Origin of the sequence: Streptomyces sp. NPDC102259 (assembly GCF_044766465.1) — a bacterium.
Classification (GTDB): Bacteria; Actinomycetota; Actinomycetes; order Streptomycetales; family Streptomycetaceae; genus Streptomyces.
Genome location: NZ_JBIWMA010000002.1, coordinates 708,502 through 721,060, shown reverse-complemented (window position 1 = coordinate 721,060; position 12,559 = coordinate 708,502). Strand labels below are relative to the sequence as shown.

Below are 12,559 nucleotides of genomic sequence, written 5' to 3'. Positions count from 1 at the left end.
ACGCGCGCCGGGGGGGGGGGGGGGGGGGGGGGCCCCCCCCCCCCCCCCCCCCCCCCCCCCCCCGGGGGGGGGGGGGGGGGGGGGCGGCCCCCCCCCCCCCCCCCCCCCCCCCCCGCTGTGCCCCCGGGCGCCTCGGTCAGGCGCCGACGTAGTCCGCGAGGTGCTCGCCGGTGAGGGTGGAGCGGGCGGCGACGAGATCGGCCGGGGTGCCCTCGAAGACGATCCGGCCGCCGTCGTGACCGGCGCCCGGACCGAGGTCGATGATCCAGTCGGCGTGCGCCATCACCGCCGGGTGGTGCTCGACGACGATGACCGACTTGCCGGCGTCGACGAGCCGGTCGAGCAGGCCGAGCAACTGCTCGACGTCGGCGAGGTGCAGGCCGGTGGTCGGCTCGTCGAGCACGTAGAGACCGCCCTTCTCGCCCAGGTGCGTGGCCAGCTTGAGCCGCTGCCGCTCGCCGCCGGACAGCGTGGTGAGCGGCTGGCCGAGGCTGAGGTAGCCGAGCCCGACATCGGCGAGCCGGCCCAGGACGCGGTGCGCGGCCGGCGTGCTCGCCTCACCGGCGCCGAAGAACTCCTCGGCCTCGGTCACCGACATCGCGAGCACCTCGCTGATGTCGCGGCCACCGAGGTGGTACTCGAGGACCGCGGCCTGGTACCGCTTCCCCTCGCACTCCTCGCAGGTGGTGGCCACGCCCGCCATCATCGCCAGGTCGGTGTAGACGACGCCGGCGCCGTTGCACGTCGGACAGGCGCCCTCGGAGTTGGCGCTGAACAGCGCCGGCTTCACGCCGTTGACCTTGGCGAACGCCTTGCGGATCGGGTCGAGCAGGCCGGTGTACGTCGCCGGATTGCTGCGTCGGGAACCGCGGATCGCGCCCTGGTCCACCGACACCACGCCCTCGCCGGCCGGGATCGACCCGTGGACCAGCGAGCTCTTGCCGGAGCCCGCGACACCGGTGACGACGGTCAGCACCCCGAGCGGGATGTCCACGTCGACGTTGCGCAGGTTGTGCGCCGTCGCGTCGCGGACCTCCAGCGTGCCGGTGGGCTTGCGCACGGTCTCCTTGACGGCGGCCCGGTCGTCGAGATGGCGGCCGGTGATGGTGTCGCCGGACCGCAGCCCCTCGACGGTGCCCTCGAAGCAGACGGTGCCGCCCGCCGTGCCGGCCCCGGGGCCGAGATCGACGACGTGGTCGGCGATCGCGATGGTCTGCGGCTTGTGCTCCACGACGAGCACCGTGTTGCCCTTGTCCCGCAGCCGCAGCAGCAGGTCGTTCATCCGGCTGATGTCGTGCGGGTGCAAGCCCGTGGTCGGCTCGTCGAAGACGTAGGTGACATCGGTGAGCGAGGAGCCGAGGTGGCGGATCATCTTGACGCGCTGTGCCTCGCCGCCGGACAGCGTGCCCGACGGCCGGTCGAGCGAGAGGTAGCCGAGACCGATCTCCACGAACGACTCGAGGGTGTGCTGGAGCGCGGTGAGCAGCGGCGCCACCGACGGTTCGTCGAGGCCGCGCACCCATGCGGCCAGGTCGCTGATCTGCATCGCGCAGGCGTCGGCGATGCTGACCTTCTCGATCTTCGACGACCGGGCGCCTTCGCTGAGCCGGGTGCCGTCGCACTCCGGGCAGACGGTGAACGTCATCGCCCGCTCCACGAACGCCCGGATGTGCGGCTGGAGCGCCTCGATGTCCTTGGCCAGCATCGACTTCTGGATCTTCGGGATCAGGCCCTCGTACGTCAGGTTGATGCCGTCGACCTTGATCTTCGTCGGCTCCTTGTGCAGGAGGTCGTGCAGCTCCTTCTTGGTGAACCTGCGGATCGGCTTGTCCGGGTCGAAGAACCCGCAGCCGCCGAAGATGCGGCCGTACCAGCCGTCCATGCTGTAGCCGGGGATGGTGAGCGCGCCCTCGTTGAGCGACTTGCTGTCGTCGTAGAGCTGGGTGAGATCGATGTCGGAGACCGTGCCGCGGCCCTCGCAGCGGACACACATGCCGCCGGTGCGGGAGTAGGTCGCCTTCACCGTCTTCTTGGCGCCGCGCTCGACGGTGATGCCGCCGCTCGCCCGGACCGAGGCGGTGTTGAAGGAGTACGCGGTGGGCGGGCCGATGTGCGGCTGCCCGAGCCTGCTGAAGAGGATGCGCAGCATCGCGTTGGCGTCGGTGGCGGTGCCGACGGTGGAGCGGGGGTCGGAACCCATCCGCTGCTGGTCGACGATGATCGCCGTCGTCAGCCCCTCGAGCACGTCGACCTCGGGCCGCGCCAGCGTCGGCATGAAGCCCTGGACGAACGCGCTGTAGGTCTCGTTGATCAGCCGCTGCGACTCCGCGGCGATCGTGTCGAACACCAGTGAGCTCTTGCCCGAGCCGGAGACGCCGGTGAACACCGTCAGACGACGCTTCGGGATCACGATGCTGACGTCCTTGAGGTTGTTCTCGCGGGCGCCGTGCACGCGGATCAGACCGTGGCTGTCGGCGACGTGCCGCGCAGGCGGCGGATCCGTCTTCTTGGCCATGCTCATCGTCACTCCATCTGCTGTCCGGGACCGCCGTCGCGGGCCCGAGCGTCGCCTGCCTCGCTCTGACCGACGCCACGCTAGCCGTGACCCGATGACCGGCGCTTCTCGAATCCTGATCGGTTCGGTCGCGTTCAGGTTCGGACAGGGGAGGGACAGTAAGCGACAACGCGGAGCGCGGGCGGGCCGGAGGCGCTGAGATGGCCTGATTCGTCGTGCGGGATGAGGTGGATGATGACCGACGCGATACGGGCGCAACCAGCGCGGCGCGTGGGCACGGGGACGGGGACGGGGACGGGAGCGGGCACCGCGAAACGGAGCGCACAGCAGAAGACTGAGCAGAAGGCTCAGCAGAAACGGTGCGGCTGCGGAGCGCCCGCGTCGCAGGGCGTGGTCGGCGGGGCCGAGGAACGATTCCGGGGGTTGCTGGAGGCGGCGCCCGACGCCATGGTCATCGTCGACGACTCCGGCATCATCAGGCTCGTCAACGCCCAGACCGAGGCCCTGTTCGGGCACGGCCGGGAGGAACTGCTCGGCCAGCCGGTCGAGCTGCTCATCCCGCACCGGTTCCACGGGCAGCACACCGCGCACCGCAGCGGGTACACGGCCAACCGCCAGGTGCGTCCGATGGGCGCCGGGCTCGAACTGCACGGGCTGCGCAAGGACGGTACGGAGTTCCCCGTCGAGATCAGCCTGAGCCCCCTGGAGACGACGGACGGACTCCTGGTGTCGGCGGCCGTGCGCGACGTCAGCGACCGCAAGGCGGCCGAGGCGCGCATCAACGAGCTCGCCGCCCTCGTGGAGTCGTCGCAGGACGCGATCCTCGCCCACACCCTCGACGGGTACATCACGTACTGGAACGCGGCCGCGCAGCGCCTGTACGGCTACACGGCCGAGGAGGCCATCGGCCGGCACGTCTCGCGGCTGGCCCCGCCGGAGCTGCGGAGCGAGATCCGCGAGCTGCTCCAGCGGCTGCGGCACGCCGAGAAGGTCGAGCACTACGAGACGCTGCGGATGACCAGCACCGGAGTGCTGCGCGACGTTGACGTCACGCTGTGGCCGACCCGGGACACCCACGGCACCGTGGTCGGGGCGTGCGCGATCGTGCGGGACATCAGCGACCGCAAGCGGGCGGAGGCCGAGCTCACGGCCCTGTACGAGCAGCAGCGGCACATCGCCCTGACGCTCCAGCGCAGTCTGATGGGCACGCCGCCCGCCCTGCCCGGCCTGGCCACCGCGAGCCGCTACCGGCCCGCCACCCAGGGCGCCGGCGTGGGCGGCGACTGGTTCGACCTGATTCCGCTGGGCGCCGACCGGGTGGGGGTCCTGATAGGCGATGTGATGGGCCGCGGGCTGGAAGCGGCCGCCGTGATGGGCCAGTTGCGGTCGGCCGCGCACGCGCTGGCCAAGACCGGTATGCAGCCCCGGCAGTTGATGCAGGCGCTGGACACCTGCGTCGCCGACCTCGACGTGCCCGACCAGCTCGTCACCTGCTGCTACCTGGTGATCGCCCCGGACGCGGGCACGGTCACGGTGTGTTCAGCGGGACATCTGCCGGTACTGGTCGCCGGGGTGGGCGAGGGCATCAACGCCCTGTCCTGTCCGGTCAACGCTCCGCTCGGCGTGGGCGACATCCTGTACGAGCAGTCCAGTTCGGAGATACCGCCCGGCGCCACGCTGGTGCTCTACACCGACGGCCTGATCGAGACGCCGGGCAGCGACATCGAGGTGCGGATCGGTGAACTGACCGTGCTGCTGGACGAGTTGTTCGTCGGAACGCCTTGTCTTGAGGCCGCCGCGGACCATGTCCTCGCGGGTCTGCTGCCGGACGCCGACGGCCACAACGACGACGTGACCCTGCTGCTCGCGCAACTGCCGGCCGCCCCGCTGGCCGCCGTCACCACCCAATTCCCGGCCGCCCCGGCCTCGGTGCCGCAGGGGAGGGCCTTTCTGCACAAGGCGTTGACCTCGTGGAACTGCATGGACCGGGCCGATGACGCGCTCCTGCTGCTGTCGGAGACGCTGACGAACGCCGTCCAGCACTCCGAGGGCCCGATCGGCCTGCATCTGCACCGCACCGTCACCGACCTCACGGTCGAGGTCAGCGACCCCAGCCCGCAGCTCCCCCAGCCGCGGGTGGCGGTCGAGGACGCGGAGTCGGGCCGCGGCCTGATCCTGGTCCGTGCCCTCGCCGCCGGCTGGGGGGTGCGGCCGACGGACGAGGGCAAGACCACCTGGTTCACGCTGAAGCTGTGAGCCCCCGGGGCGGGCCGCCGAAGGCCGGCGCGAAGGCGTCCAGGTGCGCCTGCACGTACGGCACGGCCACCGCCCGGAGTTCGAGCTCGCCGTCGACGAAGGCGGGCTGGACGTTGACCTCGAAGACGACCCCGCCGTTCTCCACGGCCAGGTCGACACCGGCGAAGGGGAGCCCGACCGACGCGGTGGCCGCGACGGCGAGTTCGGCGAGCCGGGGCTGGAGGTCCCCCGGGGCGATGTGGACGGCGGTGGCGCCCTGGCAGGTGTTGCAGGGGGTGTCCATCGCCGGCTGGAGGTGCTCGCGGGCGTGCACGACGCGGTCGCCCAGGACGAAGACCCGGAACTGGTGACGCCGGCCGTCGGCGGTGATGTTGCCGGCGTCTCGGGAGAGCAGCCAGTCGGTGCCGCGCTCGGCGTAGTAGGCGGCGGCCTGCTCCAGTTGGGCGGGGGTGGTGACATGGAAGGTGTCGTTGCCGCCGGTGCCGACGACGGGCCGGGCCCAGGTGTCGCGGCCGAGCCGGTCGAACGTGTCGGCCGCCTCCCGCGGCGAGGGCCGGGACAGCACGGCGGTCTCCATCTGGGCGACCCCGTCCCGGACGAAGCGTTCGACGGTGAGGTTCTTCTCGGTCGCGGTCCGCCAGGCGTCGGGGTCGGCGGCCAGGGTCACCACGTCGTGGCTCTCCAGGAGCTCCTGGAAGCCGGCGAGGGCCCGCCGGTGGTGCGGCGGGATCTCGTAGAGCAGCACGACGTCGGGGACGAAGTCCAGCCGCTCCTCGGGGACCTGGAGCCGTAACCGGCCTCCGTCGCGGACGCCCCGGCCGGTTCCCCCGGTCGCGAAGTGCCGGGAGTCGACCCGGACGGGCGGGGCGCCGGTGAGCAGTTCCACGGCGTCGGCGAGGTACTCACGGCAGCCTTCGGGCGAGGTGGGGTCGGCGATCAGGGCGATGCACGGTCGGGACACAACGGCCTCCAGTGGCTCTCGACGCGCGCTCGTACCGCGGACAGCCCTCACACGGCCCGAGCGGTGTCACGGATGGTGCCTGTCGCGCGGGTGGTCGTCGCAACCGTCGCCCTGGGAGCCGCTCCGGTGCGCGGAGCCGTGCCCGGGTCCGGACGCGTGCCGGTCGGGGGCGAGGACGACTGGTGACCACGGGGGGTGGGACTCGCCCCGCCGGATCCGCGCGCAGGGCTGGCCGACCACTGTAAGCACCGGGCGGGACGCCGTACCAGGGCGCACGACGGGCTGTCCGCTGCCCCTCCCCCTGCGCCGTCCGCCCCGGTCCGTGCGCCCTGTCCGGTCGCCGGTGAGCTGCCGTCTCACCCGTCCCAGGTCCAGTCGGCGACCTCGGGGAGGTCGATGCCGTGGACGCGGATCCAGTCGTGGTGGCGCAGTCGCGCGTCCTCCATCCGCTGCCGTACGGCCGCGGCGCGCACGGCGAGGCCGGGGACGCGGTCGATGACGTCCATGACGAGGCGGTAGCGGTCGAGGTCGTTGCGGACGAGCATGTCGAACGGTGTGGTCGTGGTGCCGAACTCCTTGTAGCCGCGCACATGCAGGTGCTGGTGGCCGGTGCGGCGGTAGGCCAGGCGGTGGATCAGCCAGGGGTAGCCGTGGTAGGCGAAGACGACGGGCTTGTCGGTGGTGAACAGGCCGTCGTACTCGAAGTCGCCCATGCCGTGCGGATGTTCGCCGCTCGGCAGCAGCCGGGCGATGTCGACGACGTTGACGACCCGGACGGCGAGCTCCGGCAGTTCGCGGCGCAGCAACTGGGCGGCGGCCAGCACCTCCTGGGTGGGGACGTCGCCCGCGCAGGCGAGGACCACGTCGGGTTCGCGGGTGCCGTCGTCGGTGCCGGCCCAGTCCCAGACGCCGGCTCCGCGCGCGCAGTGGGCGCGGGCCTCGTCCATGCTGAGCCAGTCGAAACAGGGCTGTTTCCCGGCCACGATCACATTGACGTAGTCGCGGCTGCGCAGGGCGTGGTCGGCCACGGACAGCAGGGTGTTGGCGTCCGGCGGCAGATAGACCCGTACGACTTCGGGGCTCTTGTTGAGGATGTGGTCGACGAAGCCGGGGTCCTGGTGGGAGAAGCCGTTGTGGTCCTGGCGCCAGACGTGCGAGGTGAGCAGGTAGTTGAGGGAGGCGACGGGTGCGCGCCAGGGCAGTTTCCGGGTGACGCGCAGCCACTTGACGTGCTGGTTGACCATGGAGTCGACGATGTGCGCGAACGCTTCGTAGCAGGAGAACAGGCCGTGCCGGCCGGTCAGCAGATATCCCTCCAGCCAGCCCTGGCAGGTGTGTTCGGAGAGGATCTCCATCACCCGGCCGTGCCGGTCGAGGTTCTCGTCCACCTGGAGGGTCTGTGCCTGCCAGGCCTTCCCGCTGGCGGCGTAGACGGCCTGGAGGCGGTTGGAGGCGGTTTCGTCGGGGCCGACGAGACGGAAGTCGCGCCGGCCGGCGGTGGCGCGCATCACGTCCTTGAGCAACCCGCCCAGCACCGCGGTGGGTTCGTGCCGGGTGCCGCCGGGCCGGTCGACCGGGACGGCGTGCGACTCCAGGTCGGGCAGGGGGAGTTCGCGCAGCAGCAGCCCGCCGTTGGCGTGCGGGGTGGCGCCGAGGCGACGGGTCCCGTCGGGGATCCAGGCGAGGACGCCCGGGCGGGGGCCGCCGTGGGCGTCGAAGAGTTCCTCGGGCCGGTAGGAGCGCAGCCAGGCCTCCAGCTGACGCAGGTGCTCGGGGTTGTCGCGGACGGCGGACAGCGGCACCTGGTGGGCGCGCCAGGTGCCCTCGACGGGCAGTCCGTCGACGTGGGCGGGGCCGGTCCAGCCCTTCGGGGTGCGCAGCACGATCACCGGCCAGCGGGGGCGCTCCCCGGAGCCGTCCTCGCGGGCGGCGTGCTGGAGGGCGGCGATGCGGTCCAGGGCGGTGTCCATGGCCTGCGCCATCGCGCGGTGGACCGCGTTGGGCTCGTCGCCGGTGACATGGATCGGATCGTGGCCGTAGCCGCGCAGCAGCTCGTCGAGCTCTGGTTCGGGGATCCGGGCCGGCACCGTGGGGTTGGCGATCTTGTATCCGTTGAGGTGCAGGATCGGCAGGACCGCTCCGTCGTGCACGGGGTCGAGGAACTTGTTGGAGTGCCAGGAGGCGGCCAGCGGTCCGGTCTCGGACTCGCCGTCGCCGATCACGCAGGCGACGAGGAGATCCGGGTTGTCGAAGGCGGCGCCGTAGGCGTGCGAGAGCGAGTAGCCGAGTTCGCCGCCCTCGTGGATCGAGCCGGGCGTCTCCGGGGCGACATGGCTGGGGATGCCGCCGGGGAAGGAGAACTGCCGGAACAGCCGGGCCATGCCGTCCGCGTCGCGGGTGACGTCCGGGTACGTCTCGGTGTAGGTGCCCTCCAGCCAGGAGTTGGCGACGACCGCGGGACCGCCGTGGCCGGGCCCCCAGACGCACAGGGCACGCAGGTCACGGGTGCGGATGACGCGGTTGAGGTGGGTGTAGACGAGGTTGAGCCCAGGTGAGGTTCCCCAGTGGCCCAGCAGCCTCGGCTTCACGTGCTCCGGCCGCAGCGGCTCGGTGAGCAGCGGGTTGGCCATCAGGTAGATCTGTCCGACGGAGAGGTAGTTCGCGGCGCGCCAGTGGGCGTGCAGCGTCCTGAGCTCGTCGTCGGTGAGCCGGGCGGACGTCGCTCGCGGTTCGACGGACATCTCGGGTTCCCTTCCGGATCGGGTCGCTCGCAGGTACGTACCGGTCCGTGCCTGCCCACCCTCTCCGGCCGCCGGGTACCCGGCAGGGCCGAACGACCCGTACGGAGGAGCGAAGCCGTCCGTACGAGGGGCGGCCTAGGCTCCGGAACGCTCCCGGGCGGCGTCGAGGCCGTCGACATGGGCCACGTTCCACCGGTCCTCGGCGTCACCGCCGGGCTCGGCGGCGAACCAGGCGTCGAGGATCTCCTTCAGCAGCGGCTGCGAGGTCAGGCGGAGGCTGAGGGCGAGGACGTTGGCGTCGTTCCAGCGGCGGGCGCCGTCGGCGGTGTAGGCGTCGGCGCACAGGGCGGCGCGGACGCCGGGCACCTTGTTGGCGGCGATCGACGCGCCGGTGCCGGTCCAGCAGCACACCACCGCCTGCTCGGAGGTCCCGTCGGCCACGTCCTGGGCCGCCACGGCCGAGCACACCGCCCACCGGGGGTCGTCGCCGGGCCGCAGCGCGCCGTGCGGCACCACGTCGTGCCCCCGGCCGCGCAGCTCGGCGACGAGGGCGCGGGCCACTGGTTCGTCCATGTCCGAGGAGACGGAGATCCGCATGCCGCAGAGCCTACTGAGGAAAGGGCGCGGCGGCACGTCCCGCGGGTGGCCGGGCCGCCCGGCGAGCGCGCGACCGGCCATCACGCACCCGGCCATCACCCGGCCGTCACGCACCGGGCCATCACGCCCTGGTGAGGGCGAGGGACGCCCCGCGCGGCGATGGGGGCCGAGCCGGGCCCGTGGCACACCCGCCGTGCCGCCCCGCGTGCGACGCCGTGCGGAGCGGACCGGCGCCGGCCCTGCACGGATATGGACGCCGCCGCCGACGCTGACCTAGGGTGCGAGGGAAAGCGCTTTCTAGCATGGTCATGCCACCGCCGTAGCTGTCACCGCCCAGCCCAGGAGCGTCGATGCCGACCACCGCACCGCAGGACCCCTCGCAGCCGTGGAGCCGAAAGGCGTTCCTGCGGGGCATGACGGCCGCCGGGCTGACCCCGCTGCTGCCCGCGGTGCTCCCGACGGCCGCGCACGCGGCGTCGGCGTCCGCCCGGCCCGGCTTCGACCTGGCGCGGGACGGCGTCGCGGTCGACGTGTTCGTGGACGCGGCCGACGACCCCGCCGTGATCCGCGCGGCCGGCGACCTCCAGGCCGACGTGGAGCGGGTCTGCGGGGTACGACCCGGGTTACGGCACACCCTGCCGCAACGGTCCACGGCACTGGTCCTGATCGGCACCCTCGGCTCGAGTCCGGTCATCGACCGGCTCGCGGCACAGGGCCGGCTGGACGTCCAGCGGGTGAAGGGGCGCTGGGAGGCCTCGGTGACCCAGGTGGTGGAGCGCCCGGCCCCCGGCGTCGACCGCGCGCTGGTGATCGCGGGGAGCGACCGGCGCGGCACGGTCTACGGGATCTACGACACGTCGGAACGCGTCGGCGTCTCACCCTGGTACTGGTGGGCCGACGTACCCGTCGAGCGGCGTGCCGTCGTCTCCGTGCCCGCGAGCCCCTTCGAACGGGCGCAACCGTCGGTCCGCTACCGGGGCGTCTTCATCAACGACGAGCAGAACCTGACCACTTGGTCGCAGCGCACCCAGGAGCCGGACAAGAACATCGGCCCGAAGACGTACCAGCGCCTCTTCGAACTGCTGCTGCGGCTGAAGGCCAACTACCTGTGGCCGGCCATGCACCCGTACTCCGACTTCTTCAACAAGTACCGGGAGAACCCCGAACTCGCCGACCGCTACGGCATCGTCGTCGGCTCCAGCCACCCCGAGGCCCTGCTGCGCAACGGTGTCCACGAGTGGGCGCCGTGGGCCGAGGAGCACCCCGGCGCCGACGGCGGCCCGCCGGTGTACGACTACACGGTGAACCCCGCCGTCATCTCCGACTACTGGAGGGCACGGGCACGGGAGAACGCGGCGTACGAGAGCAGTTGGACGCTCGGCATGCGCGGCCTGCACGACACCGCGCTGGAGACGAAGTACGCGACCACGATCGCGGAGAAGGTCGTGGTGATGAACGACATCATCGCCGACCAGCGCCGGATCCTGGCCGAGGAGGTCGGCGCGGCGGCTCAGCCGCAGATCTTCATCCCGTACAAGGAGGTCCTGGACCTGTACAACGCGGGCGTCCAAGTACCCGACGACGTCACGCTGATCTGGCCCGACGACAACCACGGCAACATGCGCCAGTTGCCGGACGACGCGGAGCGCGCCCGAGCCGGCGGCAACGGGATCTACTACCACCTCTCCTACTGGGGCCGCCCGCGCAGCTACCTGTGGCTGGACACCACGCAGCTCGCCAAGGTCTGGCAGGAGCTGCGCCGGGTGTACGAGCACGGCGTGGACCGGATGTGGATCTTCAACGTCGGTGACCTCAAGTCGATCGAGACCGGACTGTCCTTCTCCATGGACATGGCCTGGGACGTCGACCGTTGGCACGCCGACGACGTCGGGGATTTCCTCGCGGAGTGGTACGGACGGCAGTTCGGGCTCCGCCACGCCCAGGAGATCGCCTCGATCCGCACCGAGTACTACCGGCTGGCGGCGGAGCGACGCCCGGAGTTCATCGACCGGAACATGTTCTCCGTGGTGCACCACGGGGACGAGGCGGGACGCCGCCTGGCCGCGTACGACCGTCTGCTGGAGCGGACCGTGGCACTGGGGGCCGAACTCCCCGCGGCCTACCGGGACGCCTACTACGAGCTCGTCCACTATCCCGTGCACGGGGCGTACGTCATGAACCTCAAGTACTACTGGGCGGACCGCAACGCCCTCGCGGTGCGTCAGGGCCGCGGCGCGGGAGCCAACGTCTTCGCGGACCTCGCCGAAGCGGCGCACACCCTGGAGGCGGCGCTCACCAAGCGGTACAACACCGAGGTGGCGGGCGGGAAGTGGGACGGCTACGTCAACCCCTACCCCTCGCAGATCCCGAAGGCGCCGGGCCGACCTGCCGTCACCAGGGTCGCCCGGCGGGAGACCTCCGGGCTCGGCGTCGCCTCCGAGGGGAACGAGCTCGGCACCCAACGGCCACTGGCCTTCTCCGCCGCCACCCGGGACCGGCGTTTCGTCGATGTCTTCAATACCGGTTTCCTCGCGGTCGACTGGGTCGCGGAGGCCGGTCACCCCTGGGTCCGCCTGAGTGCGGCGGGCGGCACGCTCACCGAACAGACCCGGGTGTGGGTCGAGATCGACTGGGCGCGGGCGCCCTTGGGCACGCACGACGTCACGGTCGCCTTCACGAGCGGCGCGCAGCGTTTCGAGGTGCCCCTGAGGGTCGTCAACGACGGGGAGCGGGCGCGCCGGCGCGCCCGCGGGTTCGTCGAGGCCAACGGCTATGTCTCGATCGACGCCGTGCACACCGAGCGCCGGGTGGCGCACGGCCGGTCCCGCTGGCGGACCGTGCGCGGGCTCGGACGCCGTACCGGCGCCGTGGAGGCGGTGCCGTCCACGGCGGCCCCGGTCACCGCCGACTTCGCGGCCCGCGCACCGGAGTTGCGGTACCGGGTGCGGTTCAGCAGCACCGGCGCCTTCCCCGTGACCGTCTTCCGGCTGCCCTCGCTCGACGAGCGCGGCGCGCGGCGGCTGGCCCTCGCCCTCGACGACCAGCCGCCCACCGTGCTCTCGGGGCAGGCCGTCGCCACCGGCAACCGCGGCGACGCCTGGGCGCGCAACGTGGAGGAGGGCGTCGAGAAGCTGACCGCGACCGTCACGGTGACCGAGCCCGGCGAGCATGTCCTGCGGGTGTTCATGGTCGACCCGGGGATCGCCGTGGACCAGATCGTCGTCGACACCGGCGGACTGCCGGCCGCCGCCTATCTCGCACCCCCGGAGAGCTACCACCCGGTGTTCAACCCCGAGCCGGACACCGGGACGGGCCTGGACGCGCCGAGCCGGTAGTCGCGCCCGGAGTCGCGCCGGTGGTCCGACCCGCACGGGCGGAGCGACCGTTCCGGACCCCGGCCGCCGCGCCCGTGTTCCCGCTCAGGCCCCGCCGCGCAGGATCCGGGACAGTCCCAGGCGCAGACCTCGCCCTGATCCCGCCGCCCCGGGA

6 protein-coding genes are annotated in these 12,559 nt (G+C 72.2%); 2 read left to right on the top strand and 4 right to left on the bottom strand.

Translation table 11 applies throughout. The features are described from left to right. Positions 1-136: 136 nt before the first annotated feature. On the bottom strand, positions 137-2,521 hold the full coding sequence (locus tag ACIRPU_RS07760) for an ATP-binding cassette domain-containing protein (RefSeq protein WP_403863046.1): 2,385 nt from the start codon (positions 2,519-2,521) through the stop codon (positions 137-139). Positions 2,522-2,962: 441 nt separating this feature from the next. On the opposite strand from ACIRPU_RS07760, the gene ACIRPU_RS07755 reads away from it, so the two are divergent. Beyond that, on the top strand, positions 2,963-4,771 hold the full coding sequence (locus ACIRPU_RS07755) for a PAS domain S-box protein (protein WP_403863594.1): 1,809 nt from the start codon (positions 2,963-2,965) through the stop codon (positions 4,769-4,771). On the opposite strand, the gene ACIRPU_RS07750 is transcribed toward ACIRPU_RS07755, so the two are convergent. From ACIRPU_RS07750 to ACIRPU_RS07740, 3 genes are all read right to left on the bottom strand, one after another. Further along, positions 4,755-5,732 (bottom strand): RimK family alpha-L-glutamate ligase, encoded by a 978-nt coding sequence (locus ACIRPU_RS07750; RefSeq protein WP_403863043.1) that lies wholly within the window; start codon positions 5,730-5,732, stop codon positions 4,755-4,757. The two genes, ACIRPU_RS07755 and ACIRPU_RS07750, sit on opposite strands and share 17 nt — an antisense overlap. Before the next feature lie 356 nt (positions 5,733-6,088). Next, the gene (locus tag ACIRPU_RS07745) at positions 6,089-8,473 is read right to left on the bottom strand and encodes a phosphoketolase (protein WP_403863040.1); all 2,385 of its coding nucleotides are present in this window, start codon (positions 8,471-8,473) and stop codon (positions 6,089-6,091) included. Between the two features lie 135 nt (positions 8,474-8,608). After that, positions 8,609-9,070 carry an RpiB/LacA/LacB family sugar-phosphate isomerase gene (locus tag ACIRPU_RS07740; protein WP_403863037.1) on the bottom strand — a complete coding sequence of 154 codons (462 nt, stop codon included), beginning with the start codon at positions 9,068-9,070 and terminating at the stop codon, positions 8,609-8,611. Between the two features lie 413 nt (positions 9,071-9,483). On the opposite strand from ACIRPU_RS07740, the gene ACIRPU_RS07735 reads away from it, so the two are divergent. Next, a complete protein-coding gene (locus tag ACIRPU_RS07735) occupies positions 9,484-12,405 on the top strand; it encodes a glycosyl hydrolase 115 family protein (protein ID WP_403863591.1) in 2,922 nt (973 codons plus the stop codon). Positions 12,406-12,559 lie beyond the last annotated feature (154 nt).